This is a genomic window from Devosia geojensis, assembly GCF_000969415.1.
GTDB classification, from domain to species: domain Bacteria; phylum Pseudomonadota; class Alphaproteobacteria; order Rhizobiales; family Devosiaceae; genus Devosia; species Devosia geojensis.
The window spans coordinates 42,422-60,516 of record NZ_JZEX01000147.1 but is presented as its reverse complement, the minus strand read 5'-3'; the positions used below and the strand labels follow the sequence as shown (position 1 = coordinate 60,516).

Sequence of the window (18,095 nt, the reverse complement as noted above, 5' to 3'; positions counted from 1 at the left end):
CTCAACTCATCTGCGTTGCCGAACGCAGCATCTCGTCGGCCCCGGAGATGACACGGGCGTTCATCTCGTAGGCGCGCTGGGCGGCGATGAGGTCTGCGATTTCGGTGACGGAGTTGACGTTGGCCTGCTCGAGGTATCCCTGCAGCAGGTCGCCGGTGCCATTGGCCTTGGGCAGGCCGATCTGGGCCTCGCCACTGGCGGCGGTCGCGTTGAAGAGATTGTCGCCGATGGAGGCGAGGCCGGCCTTGTTGACGAAACGCGCGAGCTGAAGCTGCCCGAGCTGGGTCGGGAACGCATCGTTGCCGATATAGGCCTGGACGAGACCGTCGGCGGAGACGGAGACCGACACCGCATCCTGCGGGATGGTGATGCCGGGCTGCACGGGATAGCCGCTGGAGTTGACCAGCCGCCCCTGGTCGTCGCGCTCGAAGGCGCCGTCGCGGGTATAGGCGGCGGTGCCGTCCGGCATCTCGACGACGAAGAAGCCTTCGCCGCGCACGGCAAGATCAAGCTCCTTTTCGGTCGCGACGACCGAGCCCTGGCTCATGATGCGCGGGGTGGCGACAGTGCGCACGCCCGAGCCGATCTCGAGCCCGGCGGGAAGCATCGTGCCTTCGTCCGAAGTCTGCGAGCCGGCGCGGCGGATCTGCTGGTAGAGCAGGTCCTGGAACTCGGCGCGTTGCCGCTTGAAGCCCGTGGTGCGCATGTTGGCGATGTTGTTGGAGATGACCTCCACATTGCGTTCCTGGGCACTCATGCCAGTCGATGCGATATAGAGCGCTTTCATGTGGGTTCTCCTTTATGCGTTCGCGTCGCCGAGACGCTGGATGGCGGCGCGGCGCAGGTCGTCCTGGTCGCCCATCAGCTTGACGAGGGATTCGTAGGCCCGCTGCACGCGGATCATCTGGGCCATGCCGGTGACGCCCGAGACGTTGGAGCGCTCGACGGCGCCTTGAATGACGCGCGTATTCTGCGCCTCTACCGGCGTGCCACCGGCGAAGAGGTTGGAGCCCTCGCGGGTCAATTGCTGGGGATTGTCGAACTCGACGATGCGCAGCCGGCCCTTGAGGCCTTCGCTGGTCGAAACGGTGCCGTCCTCGGCGATGACGATGCCGGTCTCTTCCGGCTGGAAGACGATGGGTCCGCCTTCGCCGAGGATCGGGTTGCCGGAGGTGTCGACAAGGCGCCCGGCGGCGTCGACCTGCAGCGAGCCGGCGCGGGTCCAGCGTTCGCCGGCGGGCGTCTCGACGGCGAGGAAGCCTTCGCCCATCAGCGCCACGTCAAGCTCGCTGCCGGTCTGCGTGATGGCGCCGGCGGCAAGGTCATGGCGCGTCGCCCAGTCCTGCACGTAAGAGAGCGGCTGGTCGGGGCGCATGAAGTCCCGGTGGCTGGCGCCGGGCATCATGTACTCCTCGAACAGGATCTGTTCGCCCTTGAAACCGGTGGTGTTGATGTTGGCCATGTTGTTGGCCACCACATCCATCTGCCGTCGAAGCGCAATCTGGCGCGACAGGCTGATGAGCTGCGCATTCTCGATCATGCGAGATCCCCGTTATGTGGCAAACATTGCCGCTTGCCTGGTCCCCGAGCCCTCCCGCTTCCCCAAGCTGGCGGGCTCGCCATTTACTTTGCAGAAACCATGCCAAGGCGCTGAATTAAGTAAAATCAGTGGGTTAGCTGTGGGTAGGTGCAGGAATTGCCGGGATAGGGCGGTTGTGCCGGGAAAAAGCTGCCCGGCAAAAATTGCCGCATGAGGGGCACTTCGTAACCATTCGTTAACCATCGACCGCTTAGCTGGTCGCGGGTTCGGAATCGTCGGGAAAGACGGGGTTTGGGGGCATGGCCGCTGATGCAGAAATTCAAGAGGGCGCCGGCCAGGTGCCTGCCAAGGGCGGGCGTGGCCGCTTGTTGCTCATCATTGGCGGCGCGGCACTGGCCGTGATCCTGGCCGGTGGCGCCGGGCTCTACTTCTATCTCTCTTCGAGCCAGCAGCAGTCGGTCGCCGAAGGTGGCGTGATTGCACCGGTCGAAACCTTCATCTTCAACCTGCCGACGATGACGGTGAACCTCAACGACGAGGGCGAGGGGCAGTCGTTCCTGCGCGTCACGGTGGCGCTGGAAGTCGCCAACGAGCAGATGATGCTCGACATCCAGCCCCGTCTCGCCAAGGTCATCGATGCCTTCCAGGTCTATCTGCGCGAGCTGCGCAAGAGCGACCTCGAAGGTTCGGCCGGCGTCTACCGGATGAAGGAAGAGCTGCTGCGGCGCGTCAATGTCGCCATCTATCCTTCGCGGGCTGAGAGCGTGCTCTTTAAAGAATTGCTGGTGCAGTGATGCCCGGACCCGGTGAACAGGACAAGCTGAGCGAGGACTGGGGGCTCGACGCCCTCGACGATATCTCCGGCAAGGCGATGAGCGACGACGAGCGCGCTGCCGCGGCCGCTGCCGAGTGGGCGGCGATGCTGGAGGCCGACCCGGCCGGCACCGAGGGCGAGGCGGGCGGCCGGGTGCTCAACCAGGACGAGATCGACAGCCTCCTCGGGTTCGATCCCAACGCCGGCGGCAACGTCGAGCTGACGGGCGTGCAGGCGCTGATCAACTCGGCGCTCGTTTCCTACGAGCGCCTGCCGATGCTGGAGATCGTCTTCGATCGGCTGGTGCGGCTGGCGACGACGAGTTTGCGTAACTTCACTTCGGACAATGTCGAAGTGTCGATGGAATCGATCTCGTCTGTCCGTTTCGGCGACTATCTCAACTCGATCCCGCTGCCCGCCATCCTCTCGGTCATCAAGGCCGAAGAATGGGACAACTACGGGCTGCTGACCATCGACTCCAATCTCATCTACTCGATGATCGACGTGCTGCTCGGCGGCCGGCGCACGGGTGGGGCGATCCGGGTGGAAGGGCGGCCTTATACGACCATCGAGATGACGCTGGCGCGCCGGTTGATCGAGGTGATCCTCGATGACACGCACCGCGCGTTCGAGCCGGTGACGCAGGTCAACTTCAAGCTCGAGCGCATGGAGACCAATCCGCGCTTTGCCGCCATCTCGCGGCCTGCGAATGCGGCGATTCTCATCGAATTGCGCATCGAGATGGACGATCGCGGCGGCAAGATCGAGATTCTGCTGCCCTACGCGACCATCGAGCCGATCCGTGAACAGCTCCTGCAGATGTTCATGGGTGAAAAGTTCGGCCGCGACCCGATCTGGGAAGGGCACCTGGCCACCGAGATCTACCAGGCCGAGGTCGAGATCGACGCAGTGCTCCACGAGCAGGACCTGCCGCTGAAACGCATCATGTTCCTCAAGGAAGGGGACACGGTGATGTTCGAACGCGCGCCGGCCGACCCCGTGCAACTGCGTTGCGGCTCGGTGGAACTGACGCAGGCCATCATGGGCCATATCGGCAAGAATGTTTCGGTGCGGGTGGTGCGCCCGCTCAATCCACCCAAGGTCACCATGGCGGCCTTCGAGGCGATCGACGAGTCAATGGACGGCAAATGATGCAGCAACTTCCTCTCGGGCTCCTGATCGAAGGAGCCGTGGCCCTGCTCCTGGCGCTCACCATCGGCTATTGCGTGGTGCTCAATGCGCGGCTGAAACGCCTGCATGCGGATCGCGATATGCTCAAGCAGATGATCGCGGATCTGGTGGGCGCGACGCATCTGGCCAACCAGGCGATCAAGGAATTGAAGCAATCCGCGGTCGAGGCAGACACCATGCTCACCGCGCGGCTGGACGAGGCCGAGCGGTTCGGTATCGAACTCGCCAACCACGTCAATTCGGGCAGCGCGCTCGTCGAGCGCATCTCGCGGATTGCCCGGGCGGTGCGCGAAGGCGGCTCCATCGAGCCGGTCAGCGAGTCCAACAAGGTGCAGCAGGCGCTTGATAGGCTCGCGGCCCATGCCCGCGAGCGGGGGAACGCGGCGTGAGGACCATTCGCCTCCTGCCGGTCGTCGTCTGTGCGACCGCCGCATTGCTGACGTTCAAGTCCATCGGCCTGATGACGCAGGGCGGCTACGTGCTGACAGGCGTCAGCGAGGCCGCAGCTGCCGGACCCGAGCCGGCAGGCAATGCCGGCGCCTTGCAACTCATCGATCCGACAGCCGAGGATTCATCGCCAACGCTTGCCGACCGCGCGCCGACTGTCGATCCGACCGATATCGCGGGAACGCATGGGCTTGCCGAGGGCGGCGAGGAGGCGGGAGAGTCCATCGGGGCCAATGCCATCGAAGCCGGGCATGCGGCCTCGCCTCAGGTTGTCGCGGATGAACAGCCCGAACCGCTCGATGCCATGGGTGGCGGGGCGACGGAGCGCAGCCTCCTGGAACGGCTGGCCGAGCGCCGCACCGAGCTCGACGCCTATGCGGCCGAGCTCGAGATGCGGGCCGACCTGATCGAGGCCGCCGAAAAGCGGATCGAGGAACGCGCGGCCACGATGGAGGCGCTGGAAGCCCAGATCGCTTCGCTCGTCGAGGCGCGCAGGGCGGCCGAGGAGGAACTGGTCACCGGTATCGTCGCCATGTACGAGACCATGCGCCCCCGCGATGCGGCGACGATCTTCAACGAGCTCGACATCGACGTGCTGCTGCAGGTCTCGCGAGCGATGGCGCCGCGCAGGATGGCGCCGATCCTGGCGGCGATGAATCCGACCCGGGCCCAGGAGCTGACGGTGCGCCTTGCCGCCACGCGTGACGAGCCCGCCGACCAGATGACGCCGGACGACTTCGCGGCGTTGCCGCAGATCGTAGGGCAGTGAAGGGGTGAGGCGGGGAAGGTGAACCAACCGCCTTCCCGCCCGTTATCGCAGGGCCTACCATTGCCTGCGAGATGCGTCCGTGCCCAAGCTTTCCTACCACGTCATCCTCAACGCCAGCGCCGGGACAGCCAGCGCAACAGGCGTCACATCACAGACCCTGGAGGCGGTCTTCGCCGATCGCGGGCTTGATGTGACGGTCGATTCCGACCCCGATGTCTCTCTCGACGAGCGCGTGAAACGGGCGCTCGAAAGCGATGCGGATGTCATCGTTGCGGGAGGTGGCGACGGCACCATCGCGGCGCTCGCAGGAGCCCTCGCCGGCACGGACAAGGCGCTTGCCGTATTGCCGCTTGGAACCGTCAACGCTGTGGCGCGCGATCTCGGTCTGCCGCTGACCCTGGAGGAGGCGGTGGCCGGCATCGCCGACGGCGAGTTGCGGCCCATCGACATCGGCGAGGTCAACGGTCGGCTGTTCCTGCACATGGCGGCCGTCGGCTTCGTCGCCGGGATCGCGGCGGCGCGCGAGAAGGTGCGTGGGCATTTCGGTCTCCTCGAGTTCATCGGCTTCTCGCGGTTCTTCGCGCGGCGGCTGGCGCGCAGCCGGCGCATGGCGCTCGCCATCAACCCGGATGAGGGGGAGGCGCGCGTCGAGCGGGCGCAGGCCTTCGCGGTGGTATGCAGCGAGTTCAGCGAAGGGTTCGGCCGCATGTTCTCGCGCGATCGGCTCGACAGCGGCACGCTGACGCTCTACGTCGTCCGGCACCTCTCCGGCGCGGACCTCATTCGCCTGACGCTCGGCATGTTCCTCGGGCGGTGGCGGCAGGACGATGCGCTGCGGATCGAGCATGTGCGCGAGGTCACCGTCGACACCAGGAAGCCGACGGTGAAGGTGATGCTCGATGGCGAGCTCGCCAATATCGAGACACCGCTCGTTTTCAAAGTGCGCCCCCTGGCGTTGACCATGGTCATGCCGGCACAGACGTCATCCCAGACCCCCATGGAAGGGACTTCGGCGGCATGAGGATCGTTCATCTCTCCGATCTCCACTTCGGTCGCCACGACGCCGGCGCCTCGGGCAGCCTCGCCACGGACATCGCCGGACAGAACGCCGACCTCATCGCCGTTTCCGGCGATTTCACCCAGGTCGGCAGCAGCGCCGAGTTCGCTCAGGCCCGCGCGTTCCTCGATACGCTCCATGCGCCGGTCTTTGCCGTGCCCGGCAACCATGACGTGCCGGCGGTCAACATCTTCAGGCGCTTCCTCGACCCTTATGGGCTCTATCGCAAATATATCGCGCAGGACGTCGAGCCGTTCCTCGAGATGCAGGGAGTGGCTCTAGCCGGTATGAAGACGTCGCGCCGGATGCGGCTCGACTGGAACTGGGGACACGGCTCGATCTCGCGCGACCAGCTGGAGCATCTGGAACAGCGGTTCTCGCGCGCCGCGCCGGACTCGATCCGCGTGGTCGTCGCCCACCATCCGCTGCTCTTTCCCACCGAGCCGATGGTGCAGCGCACCAAGCTGGTCAAACGCGCCGACGAGGCGCTGCGGTGCTTTGCCGATCTCGGCGTGCGGCTCGTCCTTTCGGGGCACTTTCACCTATCCTATGTGCGGCTCCACGAACCGACGCACCCGGTGACGGTCGGCGCGCCAACAGGCCTGCGCCAGGCGGCACGGGCGCCGATTCTCGTGGCGCAGGCCTCCTCGGCCATTTCCACGCGTCTGCGCGGCGAGCCGAATTCCTACAACATCGTCGATATCTCGCCGGACGAGATCACCATTGTCGTGCGCGACTGGCTGGAGGGGCAATGGCGAACGCGCGAGAAGGCGAGCGAGCCGGCTTGAGCACTACGAGTAATCGCGCGTTAAGGCGCCTCGGCTAGGTTCCACCCGTTTGGTGTAACACGCGTTTTCGATCGGCGACGGCTCGACCGTTGCGAAAGAACGCCCTGAGTAGCGTTAGGCGGGCGGGCCGTGGGGGCTGTGTTCAAGTCTGCTTTGAGAAAGGTCGCGGCTGGTGCGGCCGTGGTGCTCGTGGCCTTGCCGGCTTCGGCGCTCGCGCTGGAGCGCGCGCAGCTCTTCGTCACGCAGGAAGAGGGCTTCGGGCGCCTCGTCCTCAGCTTCCCGGAACGCGATACGCTGCCTGCTCACAAAGTGTGGATGGACAACGGCGTCCTCTCGATCGAATTCGAGAACGACGAGGTCAGCGTCCAGATGCCGGCCGTCGATCTGGCGCTGCCCGAATACGTCTCCATAGCCCGGGTCGATCCCGATCTTGGGGGCGTGCGGTTCGCGCTGCGGCGCAATCTCAATTTCAACAGCATCGAGGCGGGCGAGAGGCTGTTCATCGACCTCCTGCCTCTCTCCTGGCAGGGCCTGCCGCCGGGTCTGCCGCAGGAGGTGATCGACGAACTCGCCGAGCGCGCCCGGCTTGCCGCCATCGAGGCCGAGCGGCGGAGGAAACAGCGCGACGTCGCCGAGCTCGATCCGCAGGCCGAGGTGCGCATCGGGCGCAACCCGACGTTCCTGCGCCTGCACTTCAACTGGAGCGTCGACACGACCGCCAGCTACGAGCAGGTGGAAGACCAGGCCAGCATCGCCTTCGAGTGGCCGGTGGACGTGGATCTGCGTGATCTTGCGGTGGACCTGCCACCCGAACTCGCTTCGCTTGCATCCGAAAAGACGCCAGACGGGGCGGTCGTGAGTCTCAAGCTGGCCGAGGGCGTCACGCCGCGTTTCTTCGAGAATTCCCCGCGCGAGTTTCTGCTCGACATCGACCTTGCCGGCACGGCGCTGCCGCAGATCGCCGTCGAAGAGCTGGCGGCGGAGGCCGAGACCGACTCCGTCGAGCAGGCGGCGGCCGAAACTTCTGCGGAGCCGGCGACCGCGATGTTGCGCGCCGAGCCCCTGGCGCCGGTGACCCCGTTCGTCACCACCCAGGGCAATACGGTCCGGGTCGTCTTTCCCTTCGAGGAAGAGGTGCCGGCGGCCGTGTTCCGGCGCGGTGACTCGCTGTGGATGCTGTTCGACACCGGGGCCGCCATCGCGGCTCCGCAAGATGCCGCCAGGCTCGACGATGTCGCCAGCACCTTCGAGGTGACGCCAGCCGGCGACACACAGGTCGTGCGCATTGCGCTCGCGCGGGACAGGTTGGCGACGCTCGGGTCCGAGGGTAGGGCATGGGTGCTCTCGCTCGGGGATATGGTGTTGGCGCCGACCGAGCCGGTGACCTTTGAGCGGCGACTCGGGGCGTCCGATCTCTACGAGATGACCGCGGACATGGCGCGCCCGGTGCGCGTGCACGAGTTCCGCGATCCGCAGGTGGGCGACACGCTGCGCGTCGTCACCGCCTATCCGCCGGCGCGCGGGATCACCCGCACGTTCGACTATGTCGATTTCGATGCGCTGCGCAGCGTCCACGGGCTCGTCGTCCGCCCGGAACATCCGGGCGTCGAGGTGCGCCTGGAGGATCGGCTCGCGGTCATCAGCGCCGAAGGTGGACTCACCGTTTCCTCGCTCGACCAGGTGCGCCGCGAGACGTTCTTCGGGCGCGGCGAGACACGGGCAGCCTTCATCGACCTGCGCCGGCCGGCTCAGCCGGATGCGGGCGTGCTGTCGCAGACCCGCGAGGACCTGATGCGGCAGGCGGCCCAGAGCGAGGGCGAGGCGCGCGAGACGGCGCGGTTCAATCTCGCGCAGTTCTACCTCGCCAACCGCTTCGCCCACGAAGCGCTGGGTGTGCTGCGGGTGCTCGGGGCGGATCCGTCGAACGACGAGGAATTGCGCAAGATCCGCATGGCGCAGGCGATCGGCAATACGCTTGCCGGACGTCCGCGCGAGGCCATCGCCATCCTGCAATCGCCGCTGCTTTCGGCCGATGTCGATTCCATGCTCTGGCGCGCCATCGCCCGTGCCGAAACCTCCGATTTCCGCGGCGCGCGCGAGGACGCTAGGGCCGCCGAGCCGGTGCTCGACAGCTATCCGGTGTGGGTGCAACTGCGTTTCAAGCTCTCTGCCCTGCGCGCCGCGATCGAGACCGGCGATGCCGAGATGGCCAAGCGCCTCTTTACCGGGATCGACTTCGCCGCGCTCGATCTTGGGCAGGTGAGCCTCTATCACCTCCTTCAGGGGCGGCTCGCCGAGCTCGAAGGGCGCCCGGAAGAGGCCATCGACATCTACGGGCAGGTGATCGCCGCAGACATCAGGCCGACGCGGGCGGAAGCGGTCTACCGCACGCTGCGCCTGCTCGATGCGGCCGGCAATCTCGACATGAACAAGGCCACCGAGACGCTGGCCGCCGAGGCGATGCTCTGGCGCGGCGATGCGCTCGAGGCCGACATGCAGAAGATGCTGGCCGAGCTTTACTTCCGCGATGGCGCCTATCGCCTGGGCTTCGAAACGGTGCGGCAGGCCTCGGCGAGCTTTGCCGACAACGCCGCGATCAATGCCATGCACGCGGATGCACAGAAGGTTTTTGCCGACCTCTTCCTCAACGGACGAGCGGACACTCTCGAGCCTGTCGATGCGCTCGGTCTCTATTATGATTTCCGGCAACTGACCCCGCCCGGCGCGCGCGGCGACGAGATGATCCGCAATCTTGCCCGCCGACTCGTGCAGGTCGACCTGCTCGCGCAGGCGGCAGAGTTGCTGGATTACCAGCTCGAGAACCGCCTCAAGGGCGTGGCGCGCAGTCAACTTGCGGCAGACCTTGCCGTCATCCATCTCGCCGATCGCAAGCCGCAACAGGCTCTGCGGGTGTTGGCCGATACGCGCCTGCCCGAGATCGGCACGACGCTCGCCCGCCAGCGGCGGGTGCTGGAGGCGCGGGCGCTGATCGAAGTGGGCCGGCAGGAACTCGCGCTCGACATGCTCAGCGACATGAGCGGCAGGGATGTCTCGCTCATGCGGATCGATGCGCACTGGAAAGCGGGGCGTTACGCCATGGCGGCCGAAATGCTGGAGGCGATGTATTCGGGTATGGAGCTGGCGGCCTTCAACCAGGCGGCGCGCATGAACGTCGTCAAGGCGGCGGTCGGCTTCGTGCTGGCGGGCGACCGCTTCGGCGTGTCGCGGCTGCGTGACAAGTTCGTCGAACGCATGTCGGTCTCGCCGGAATGGGCGATGTTCGACTACGTGACCGCCACGCTTGAGCCATCGAGCAACGAGTTCCGTCAGGTTGCGCGCGAAATCGCCGCCATCGACAGCCTCAATGCCTTTCTCGCCTCCTATCGCGACGCCTATGGCGCCGATGGAGCCCTGACGCCGCTGGAAGCCAGCCAGACGCAGGCGACGGTGGCGAGCCGATAGGCCTATCCCGAGGTGAAGCTTCTCACCAGCGAGCCGGCGACCAGGTACCAGCCGTCGACGAGTACGAAGAAGATCAGCTTGAACGGCAGCGAGATCACCACCGGCGGCAGCATCATCATGCCCATCGACATCAGCACGGAGGCAACGACCATGTCGATGATGACGAAGGGCAGGAACAGCAGGAATCCGATTTCGAAGGCCCGGCGCAGCTCCGAGATCATGAAGGCGGGGATCAGGAGCTGCAGCGGGATCGCCTCGGGATCATCGGGGGGCGTCGCTTCCGTCAGGTCGTAGAAGAGGGTGAGATCCTGCTCGCGCACATTGGCGCGCATGAACTCATGTATGGGCGCCGCGGCGCGCCCGAAGGCTTCCGTCGTCTCGATCTGGCCGGCCATCAGCGGGGCGATGCCCTGGTCGTAGGATTGCTGGAAGGTCGGCGCCATCACGAAGAAGGTGAGAAAGAGCGCAAGCGAGACCATCACCGAGTTGGGCGGCGCCGTCTGCAGGCCGATGGCGGTACGCAGCAGCGAGAGCACCACCACGATACGCGTGAAGCTCGTGACCATCACCAGCAGCGACGGGGCCAGCGAGAGAACGGTGATGAGGCCGATGAGCTGGACGGCGCGCTCGGTCAGCGTCGCGTCGTCGCCGAAGTCGATGGAGAGGTTCTGTCCGAAGGCGACGGATGGAATGACGAGGGCGGCGACCAACGCGCAAAAGGCGATGACCCGCCTGCGGCGGGCGCCCGCGTCAGTTGCCGTCGCCGGCGCGCCCTTCGGCCTTTGCCTGAGCCTCGTCGTCACTGCCGGTCCGTCCGCCCCCGTTGTCGCCATCCGACTCCTTAGCTGAGTCGCGGGCGGGGAGCGCCCCATCCACCGTCTCTTCCTGTGGACGGGGGGCGTCTTCCCTAAGGCCCGGATGCCGCAGCTTGCCGTTGCGGCGGCCGCCGGCGGCGGAGCGCATCTTGTCGAGCGGGGAGACATTGGAGGAGGGCGGCTCGACCGGCGCGGGAGCGGCAACCGTCGCAACAGGCTCGACCGCGACCGCCGGAGCCACCGGCGCGGCGGGGGCGATAGTCGGCGCCTGCGGCTCGGCGGGCTTGCCGAACATGTTGCGGCGCTGCGGCACGGGACGAGCGGGCTGCTCGGGGACCGGAATGCCGGTCTCGACGACGATGTCGGTCGGGCCGCCAGTGAGGATCAGGTGCTCGACATTGTCGCGGCGCACGACCAGCAACTGTCGCTTCTGGTCGAGGGCGAGCGAATCGACCACCGACAGGCGCCGGTTGCGTCCGCGGGTGGCCGAGCCATTGCCGCCGGCGATGATCCGCAGGATCCACATGACGATGAAGATGAGAATGATGACGACGCCGAGCGCAAACAACGCCGTCAGCCACATATTGCCGGAACCGCCGAACAGGCTGGTCAGGAACTGCACGAGTCGCACCTCATAGAATCGCTTGGCCCGCCGCACGCCATCTGCAGCTTCCCGGACCTACCGGAATCGCCGGAAATTCTGGTCATGCACGCCCCTTTGGCCTCGGTCGTGGGCATATATTGCCTATCTTAAGCGCCGCGAAATGCAAATTGCGAGACTTCTGCCACCGTAAAGCAGTGTTGTTAACACTCCATTAACCACCCGCACGGCAGATTTTTCCTAGTTGCTCGGATAGAAACAGCAGGGGTGCGGCTGTGGATTTAATGAAGCTTTCCATATTCACGACGCTTGGCGAGAAGATGCGCTGGCATCAGGCTCGTCAGAGCCTATTGGCCGAAAATGTCGCCAATGCGGAGACGCCCGGTTATCGCGGGCGCGACCTCAAGGCGTTCGATCTCGATGACCCGCGCGCCAGCTCGCGGGCCGGAATTTCCACCGCCACCACCCAGCCCCGTCACATCGCGGCGAATTCCGCGAGCCCGGGCGCCCATGGCGCGCAGCGCATGGCCAGCTTCGAGATCACGCCCTCGGGCAACGGCGTCACCCTCGAGGACGAGATGATGAAGATGACCACCAACATGATGGACTACCAGGCGGCGACCACGCTCTACCAGAAATCCGTCCGCATCCTGCGCACCGCGCTCGGGCGGCAGGCATAGGACACTTTCGAGCCATGACCGATTTTTCCACTTCATTGAAGATCGCGGCCACGGGGCTGCATGCGCAATCGGCGCGCATGCGTGTGATCGCCGAGAACATTGCCAACGCCGATTCGGTCGGCAAGACGCCGGAAGAAGATCCGTACCGCCGCCGGGTGCCGACGTTCCGGGCCGAATATGACCGGCAACTCGAAGCGACCAAGGTTTCCGTCGGCCGGCTCGCCTACGACATGAGCGCCTTCACCACGCGCTACGAACCCGGGCATCCGGCCGCCGACGAAACCGGGTACGTACGGTACCCCAATGTCGACACGCTGATCGAAGCCATGGACATGCGCGAAGCCCAGCGCACCTACGAAGCCAACCTCAACGTCGTTTCCGTCACCCGGCAGATGCTGGGCCAGACGCTCGATATCCTGCGCCGCTAACCAGATTTTCATTAGGAAGTTCAGGCAATGACCACTACCGCTCTCAATGCGACGAATGCCTACGGCAACGTCGCCAACCTCCTGGCCAAGGCCGTCAAGCCGCAGACCGATCTCACCGCCGCGGCCATGCCGTTCGATGTCACGTCGCCATCGGCCCCGGGGACGGACTTCGCCTCGATGCTCGCCGAGAGCGTGCGTGGCGTTATCGGCCAGGGCAACGCGTCCGAGCAGGTGGCGCTCGACACCGTGAGCGGCAAGGCCAGCACCATCGACATGGTGACCGCCATCTCGCAGACCGAGGTCGCCATCGAGACGATGGTCACGGTGCGTGACCGGGTGATCTCCGCCTACGAGCAGATCATGCAGATGCCGATTTGAGGCCTCCGCAGAGCCGCGCCTTCCTGCAGCCTCCTTCCAGCCGGAAGGGGGTTGTAATCTTTCTCCCTGGTTTGCCGAGACTCAGCTAGTTTCCCTGCCATGATCCCGCGACATTCGACATGACCGGCGCCGAAGTCCTCGATATCGCCCGCGAGGGCGTCTGGGTGCTGATCATCGCGTCGCTACCGATGATGCTGGTGGGGCTTGTCGTCGGCGTCGTCATCGCGCTGTTCCAGGCGCTGACGCAGATTCAGGAAATGACGCTGGTGTTCGTTCCCAAGATCATCGCCATCTTCGTGACCATGCTCATCGCGTTGCCGTTCCTCGGGGCCACCATGTCCGGGTACATGAACCGCATCATCGACATGATCATCGTCGGCGGCTAGCGATGGCCGGGCGACGATGACCATCGCGCTCGATTGGCTGCCGCAGGCGGCCTACCTCTATCTTCTGCTCTTCGCCCGCATCGGGGCTTTCCTGATGCTGGTGCCCGCACTTGGCGAGAACGCCATTCCGGCGCGCCTTCGGCTCACCTTCGCGCTGACGTTGACGGTCGTGCTCTATCCGCTGCTGTTCGATCATCTGCCGACGCTTCCGGCGGGCATCGAGGGCATGCTGATCCTGCTGGTGCGCGAGCTGGCGGTAGGCCTGGTGCTGGGGGCGATCAGCCGGTTGCTGGTGGCCGCCACGCAGGTCGCCGGCGCCATTGTCGCCTTCCAGTCCGGCCTCAGCGTGGCGCAGGCGGCCGATCCGACCCAGGGGGGAGCGCAGGGTGCCGTGTTCGGCAGCTTCCTCTCTTTCCTCGGCATCGCCCTCATCTTCGCGACGGACCTGCACCACATGGCGCTGGCCGCCCTCTACGACAGCTACGTGACGTTCGACCCGACCGGCGACCTGATGCTGACCGACGCTTCAGAGCTGGCATTGCGCACGGTCGCCTCAGCCTTCACCATCGGCGTGCAGATGTCGGCGCCATTCATCGTCTACGGCCTCGTCTTCAATCTCGGCGCGGGGATCCTCGCGCGGCTGATGCCGCAGCTGCAGGTGTTCTTCATCCTTATGCCTGCCAATATCCTGGCCGGACTCATCCTGCTGGCGCTGCTGCTCGTCATGATGATGGGCTGGTATCTCACCGCCTTCGAGAACCATTTCGCGATGCTGCGGGGCTAGAGCATGTCGGACGAAGCCCCGGAACAATCCAGCAAGACCGAAGATCCTTCCCAGAAGAAGCTCGACGACGCGCACAAGAAGGGTGACGTCGCCAAGAGCCAGGAGGTCGTCACCTGGTTCATGCTTCTGGGGTCGGCGGCAATCTTTGCCATGATGGCGCCCGGCACCAGCGCCGCGCTGATGCTCGAAATGCGCGACCTGATAGCCAATGCCGACAGGTTCGAGATCGGCGGGCCGGCGCTCGGCGCGTTCTTCAACGATCTCGCCTTTTCCATCCTTTCCATCGCCCTGGTGCCGCTGGCGGTGCTTTCGGCGTGCGCGGTGGTGGCCAACCTCGTGCAGCATCGGCCGCTCCTCTCGCATGAGCCGATCATGCCCAAGCTCTCCAAGATCTCGCCGCTGCAGGGAGCGAAGCGCCTGTTCTCGGGCGAGGCGCTGGTCAACTTCCTCAAGGGGCTGATCAAGATCCTCGTGGTCGGCGTGGCGGTGTTCCTCGCCGTCTGGCCGGAGCGCGACCGGCTCGACACCATGATAACGGCCGATCCGATGCTGATCCTGGCCGACTTCCAGGCGCTCGGCATCAGGATCTTCATTGCGGCGCTTTTGATCGTCACGGTGGTTGCGGGCGCCGACTTCCTCTACCAGCGCAACAAGTGGTGGAAGAAGCAGATGATGACGCTGCAGGAGACCCGCGACGAGTACAAGCAGATGGAGGGCGACCCCAAGGTCAAGGGCCGCATCCGCCAGCTGCGGCAGGAGCGGGCGCGCCAGCGCATGATGGCTGCGGTGCCCAACGCGATGGTCGTCATCACCAACCCGACGCACTTCGCCGTGGCGCTCAAATACGACACTTCGATGCGCGCGCCCACATGCGTCGCCAAGGGTGCCGACGCGGTTGCGTTGCGCATTCGCGCCAAGGCGGAAGAGCACGATGTGCCCATAATCGAGAACCCGCCGCTCGCCCGGGCGCTCTTCAAGAGCGTCGAGGTCGACGACACCATCCCCGCCGAGCATTTCAAGGCGGTGGCCGAGATCATCGGCTTCGTGATGCGCCTGAAGCAGGGCGCGGGCTGGAAGGCTCGCGGGCCGGGCCCGGCTTGAGGGCGAAAACCGCTCCATGGGGTGGAAAAGCGGTCGGCGCGCGGGGTAAAGAAAGGGTAAACTCTCCCAAGCCCGCAGCCCATTTGCTAGGGAACGTTGGGGCGCCCGATTCGACCCGCCTAACGGCCACTGGAGCGACAAGGAACCCATGGCATCGACGCTCGACGAGGATAACTACCCCGATCCGCTGGTGTCGCGGGGGCGGGGCAGCGGGCTGTGGCGGGTAGCGGCACTTGCCGCCGTGCTGATCGCCGGAGCGGTTGCCTTCGCCATATTCGGCGAGAGCATTCCGGTCGATGTGGTGATGACCCTGGTCGGGCTCTTCGCCGTCGTCGGGGTCTTCTGCCTCTTCGCGCTCGCCTCCGGCCTTTTCCGCTTCGGCAATGGTGAGGAGGGGCGCACGCTCGCGCGCGCCATGGTCGACAGCCTGCCTTACGGAGCGCTGGTGACGGACCGGGACGGGCGGATTGTCTATGTCAACGCGCAGTACGGCGCGTTTGCCGGAGGGTTCGCCAACGGCGTGCCGGTCGGCGTGCCGCGACTCTTTGCGGGCCAAGCGGAGGCGGGCGAGGCCATCTATCGGCTCTCGCGCGCCGCCAAGGACGGGCGCAGCGCCGTCGAGGACATCCGTATCGTGGGCGGACTGGGCGGCGCGCAGACCGACCCGATGCGCGCCTACTGGTACCGCGTCTCGGTGCGGCCGCTTCCTGAGAGCGACGAGTTCAAGCGGGCGACGGTCGCCTGGTCGGTCGAGGACATCACCCGCGACAAGGAGAACATCGAGGTCGCCTTCCGCGATTTGCAGCGCGCCATCGACTATCTCGACCATGCGCCTGCCGGGTTCTTCTCGGCCGATGCGGAAGGGCGCATCCAATATCTCAACTCGACGCTCGCGGATTGGCTCGGCTACGACCTTGCCGAGTTCAATTCGGGGCATCTCGGTCTCACCGACATCGTGCGCGGCGACGGCGCGACGCTGCTCATGCGCGGGCGCGGCGACGGGGAGATCCGCACCGAGATCATCGACATCGACTTCGTGCGCCGCAACGGCACGACCTTTCCGGTGCGCCTGCTGCATCGCGCGGCGCGGCTGGCGGACGGAGAGCTCGGCGAAACGCGCACGCTGGTCCTCGACCAGACCAATGCTCCCGACAGCGAGGAGGAATTGCGGGTTGCCGAAGTGCGCTTCTCGCGCTTCTTCAACGACACGCCCTTCGCCATCGCGACCCTCGACGACACGGGTCGGATCGTGCGCACCAACGCGCCGTTCGGGCGCATCTTCCGCTGGTCGGGGGAGGAAAAGAGCCTCGAGCTCCATCCCATGGCCGAGCTCATCGCCGAATCCGCGCGGGAGAAATTCGCCCGCGCCATTGCGGATGCCAGCGCGCACAAGTCGGAGATCGAACCGGTCGACGCCTTCCTCAACGCCGAGGGCGAGCACGCCGTGCGCCTCTATGTGTCGGGTTCGGAAACCGGCGCCAACTCGCCCGAGAACGTCAACGTCTACGCCCTCGACATGACCGAGCAGAGGAAGCTCGAGGCGCAGTTCGCCCAAAGCCAGAAGATGCAGGCGATCGGCCAGCTCGCCGGCGGTGTGGCGCACGATTTCAACAACCTGCTCACGGCCATCATCGGCTTTTCGGACCTGCTGCTGCTCAAGCACAAGCCGGGGGACCCGTCCTTCGGCGAACTGATGCAGATCAAGCAGAACGCCAACCGCGCCGCGGGGCTCACCCGCCAGCTCCTCGCGTTCTCGCGCCAGCAGACCATGCGCCCGCAGGTCCTCGAGCTGCCCCTCATCGTCGACGATCTGGCGGTGCTCCTCAAGCGCATGATCGGCGACCACATCTCGCTCAAGGTCGAGCACGGCCGCGACATCTGGACGGTGCGCGCGGACCTGGTGCAGCTCGAGCAGGTGATGGTCAACCTCGTGGTCAACGCGCGCGACGCCATGCCCAATGGCGGCACGATCACCATCCGCACCAGCAACATAACCGAGGGCGAGGCATCGAGCCTCAACTTCGAGGGGTTCGTGCCGGCCGACTACGTGCTAATCGAAGTGCAGGACACCGGCACCGGCATGCCGCAGGAAGTGCTCGAGAAGATTTTCGAGCCGTTCTTCACCACCAAGGAACTGGGCAAGGGCACGGGCCTGGGGCTTTCCACCGTCTACGGCATCGTCAAGCAGACCGAGGGGTTCATCTATCCGGTCTCGACCGTCGGCGTCGGAACGACCTTCAAGATCTTCCTGCCGCGTCATGGCGAGGTGACAACGGAAGCCGCAGGCAAGGCGGCTGCCCCGGTCAAGGACCTGACGGGCCACGAGCGCATCCTATTGGTCGAGGACGAGGAGAGCGTGCGCTCCTTCTCGGCCCGCGCGCTCCGGGTCACGGGTTACGAGGTATTCGAAGCCAGCAGCGGCGAAGAGGCGCTGGAGGTGCTCGAGGACATCGACTTCAATGTCGACCTCATCATCTCGGACGTCGTGATGCCCGAGATGGACGGGCCGACGCTCCTGAAGCACCTGCGCGAGCGCATGGGCGAATTCAAGATGATCTTCGTTTCCGGCTATGCCGAGGACAGCGTGCGCCGCGACATCGAGGACGACCGCAGCGTCGATTTCCTGCCCAAGCCCTATACGCTCGACCAGATCAACACCAAGGTGAAGGACGTATTGGGCCGAGGGGATGGCGAGGGTTAGGTTGTGTGGACAGTTAGGTCAGGGTGAGCCGAAAAGGGTGGTTTTGAGAACCGGCGCGCAGCGTACGTTGGGGTACGTGAGCACTGGAAGCGCAGAAAACCGCCCTTTGCAGGCCGCCATCACCTAACTGTCCACACAACCTAGGGCGGGCTC

Annotated in this window: 18 protein-coding genes; 14 read left to right on the top strand and 4 right to left on the bottom strand. The window is 65.5% G+C overall.

Annotated elements, in window-relative coordinates; all coding sequences use genetic code 11:
* Position 1: 1 nt before the first annotated feature.
* Together flgG and flgF are read right to left on the bottom strand one after the other, a co-directional pair.
* Positions 2-787 (bottom strand): flagellar basal-body rod protein FlgG, encoded by a 786-nt coding sequence (flgG, locus tag VE25_RS17565; protein WP_046109954.1) that lies wholly within the window; start codon positions 785-787, stop codon positions 2-4.
* A gap of 12 nt (positions 788-799) precedes the next feature.
* Positions 800-1,537 carry a flagellar basal-body rod protein FlgF gene (flgF, locus tag VE25_RS17560; protein WP_046110000.1) on the bottom strand — a complete coding sequence of 246 codons (738 nt, stop codon included), beginning with the start codon at positions 1,535-1,537 and terminating at the stop codon, positions 800-802.
* Positions 1,538-1,839: 302 nt separating this feature from the next.
* Between flgF and VE25_RS17555 the strand changes: the two genes are divergently transcribed.
* From VE25_RS17555 to VE25_RS17525, 7 genes are all read left to right on the top strand, one after another.
* Positions 1,840-2,334, top strand: a complete 495-nt coding sequence (locus tag VE25_RS17555; protein WP_046109953.1) for a flagellar basal body-associated FliL family protein — start codon at positions 1,840-1,842, stop codon at positions 2,332-2,334.
* Complete coding sequence (gene fliM / locus VE25_RS17550; RefSeq protein ID WP_046109952.1) at positions 2,334-3,506, top strand: flagellar motor switch protein FliM; 1,173 nt, start codon at positions 2,334-2,336, stop codon at positions 3,504-3,506. Before VE25_RS17555 ends, fliM begins: the two co-directional genes overlap by 1 nt.
* Positions 3,506-3,934, top strand: coding sequence for a DUF6468 domain-containing protein (locus tag VE25_RS17545; RefSeq protein ID WP_210166889.1), 429 nt, complete (start codon positions 3,506-3,508; stop codon positions 3,932-3,934). The genes fliM and VE25_RS17545 overlap by 1 nt, the downstream gene beginning before the upstream one ends.
* Positions 3,931-4,761, top strand: a complete 831-nt coding sequence (locus VE25_RS17540; RefSeq protein ID WP_046109951.1) for a MotE family protein — start codon at positions 3,931-3,933, stop codon at positions 4,759-4,761. The genes VE25_RS17545 and VE25_RS17540 overlap by 4 nt, the downstream gene beginning before the upstream one ends.
* Positions 4,762-4,840: 79 nt before the next feature.
* Positions 4,841-5,782 carry a diacylglycerol/lipid kinase family protein gene (locus tag VE25_RS17535; RefSeq protein ID WP_052732067.1) on the top strand — a complete coding sequence of 314 codons (942 nt, stop codon included), beginning with the start codon at positions 4,841-4,843 and terminating at the stop codon, positions 5,780-5,782.
* Positions 5,779-6,606 carry a metallophosphoesterase family protein gene (locus tag VE25_RS17530; protein WP_046109949.1) on the top strand — a complete coding sequence of 276 codons (828 nt, stop codon included), beginning with the start codon at positions 5,779-5,781 and terminating at the stop codon, positions 6,604-6,606. Before VE25_RS17535 ends, VE25_RS17530 begins: the two co-directional genes overlap by 4 nt.
* Before the next feature lie 180 nt (positions 6,607-6,786).
* The gene (locus VE25_RS17525) at positions 6,787-10,068 is read left to right on the top strand and encodes a tetratricopeptide repeat protein (RefSeq protein ID WP_046109948.1); all 3,282 of its coding nucleotides are present in this window, start codon (positions 6,787-6,789) and stop codon (positions 10,066-10,068) included.
* A gap of 2 nt (positions 10,069-10,070) precedes the next feature.
* On the opposite strand, the gene fliP is transcribed toward VE25_RS17525, so the two are convergent.
* Positions 10,071-10,793 (bottom strand): flagellar type III secretion system pore protein FliP, encoded by a 723-nt coding sequence (gene fliP / locus VE25_RS17520; RefSeq protein WP_046109998.1) that lies wholly within the window; start codon positions 10,791-10,793, stop codon positions 10,071-10,073.
* A 25-nt stretch (positions 10,794-10,818) separates the two neighbouring features.
* On the bottom strand, positions 10,819-11,505 hold the full coding sequence (locus VE25_RS22040; RefSeq protein ID WP_152664664.1) for a FliO/MopB family protein: 687 nt from the start codon (positions 11,503-11,505) through the stop codon (positions 10,819-10,821).
* Positions 11,506-11,768: 263 nt separating this feature from the next.
* On the opposite strand from VE25_RS22040, the gene flgB reads away from it, so the two are divergent.
* The 7 genes from flgB (at position 11,769) to cckA (ending at position 17,942) form a co-directional block, all read left to right on the top strand.
* Complete coding sequence (gene flgB, locus VE25_RS17510; RefSeq protein ID WP_152664663.1) at positions 11,769-12,164, top strand: flagellar basal body rod protein FlgB; 396 nt, start codon at positions 11,769-11,771, stop codon at positions 12,162-12,164.
* 14 nt (positions 12,165-12,178) lie between these two features.
* Entirely contained in the window at positions 12,179-12,592 is a 414-nt protein-coding gene (gene flgC, locus VE25_RS17505) for a flagellar basal body rod protein FlgC (RefSeq protein WP_046109946.1), read from the top strand.
* A gap of 27 nt (positions 12,593-12,619) precedes the next feature.
* Positions 12,620-12,970, top strand: coding sequence for a flagellar hook-basal body complex protein FliE (fliE, locus tag VE25_RS17500; protein WP_046109945.1), 351 nt, complete (start codon positions 12,620-12,622; stop codon positions 12,968-12,970).
* Positions 12,971-13,089: 119 nt separating this feature from the next.
* Positions 13,090-13,356 carry a flagellar biosynthesis protein FliQ gene (fliQ, locus tag VE25_RS17495; protein WP_046109944.1) on the top strand — a complete coding sequence of 89 codons (267 nt, stop codon included), beginning with the start codon at positions 13,090-13,092 and terminating at the stop codon, positions 13,354-13,356.
* Positions 13,357-13,372: 16 nt separating this feature from the next.
* A complete protein-coding gene (gene fliR / locus VE25_RS17490) occupies positions 13,373-14,140 on the top strand; it encodes a flagellar biosynthetic protein FliR (RefSeq protein ID WP_046109943.1) in 768 nt (255 codons plus the stop codon).
* Positions 14,141-14,143: 3 nt separating this feature from the next.
* The gene (gene flhB, locus VE25_RS17485) at positions 14,144-15,241 is read left to right on the top strand and encodes a flagellar biosynthesis protein FlhB (RefSeq protein WP_046109942.1); all 1,098 of its coding nucleotides are present in this window, start codon (positions 14,144-14,146) and stop codon (positions 15,239-15,241) included.
* A gap of 148 nt (positions 15,242-15,389) precedes the next feature.
* A complete protein-coding gene (cckA, locus tag VE25_RS17480) occupies positions 15,390-17,942 on the top strand; it encodes a cell cycle histidine kinase CckA (protein ID WP_046109941.1) in 2,553 nt (850 codons plus the stop codon).
* Positions 17,943-18,095: the final 153 nt, after the last annotated feature.

Excerpts from the sequence above, each read along its gene's own strand:
- cckA (WP_046109941.1), top strand. The coding sequence starts at position 15,390 with ATGGCATCGACGCTCGACGAGGATAACTACCCCGATCCGCTGGTGTCG.
- flgC (WP_046109946.1), top strand. The coding sequence starts at position 12,179 with ATGACCGATTTTTCCACTTCATTGAAGATCGCGGCCACGGGGCTGCAT.
- fliM (WP_046109952.1), top strand. The coding sequence starts at position 2,334 with ATGCCCGGACCCGGTGAACAGGACAAGCTGAGCGAGGACTGGGGGCTC.
- VE25_RS17545 (WP_210166889.1), top strand. The coding sequence starts at position 3,506 with ATGCAGCAACTTCCTCTCGGGCTCCTGATCGAAGGAGCCGTGGCCCTG.
- flgG (WP_046109954.1), bottom strand. The coding sequence starts at position 787 with ATGAAAGCGCTCTATATCGCATCGACTGGCATGAGTGCCCAGGAACGC.
- fliE (WP_046109945.1), top strand. The coding sequence starts at position 12,620 with ATGACCACTACCGCTCTCAATGCGACGAATGCCTACGGCAACGTCGCC.
- VE25_RS17530 (WP_046109949.1), top strand. The coding sequence starts at position 5,779 with ATGAGGATCGTTCATCTCTCCGATCTCCACTTCGGTCGCCACGACGCC.
- fliR (WP_046109943.1), top strand. The coding sequence starts at position 13,373 with ATGACCATCGCGCTCGATTGGCTGCCGCAGGCGGCCTACCTCTATCTT.
- fliQ (WP_046109944.1), top strand. The coding sequence starts at position 13,090 with ATGACCGGCGCCGAAGTCCTCGATATCGCCCGCGAGGGCGTCTGGGTG.
- flgB (WP_152664663.1), top strand. The coding sequence starts at position 11,769 with ATGAAGCTTTCCATATTCACGACGCTTGGCGAGAAGATGCGCTGGCAT.
- VE25_RS17555 (WP_046109953.1), top strand. The coding sequence starts at position 1,840 with ATGGCCGCTGATGCAGAAATTCAAGAGGGCGCCGGCCAGGTGCCTGCC.
- flhB (WP_046109942.1), top strand. The coding sequence starts at position 14,144 with ATGTCGGACGAAGCCCCGGAACAATCCAGCAAGACCGAAGATCCTTCC.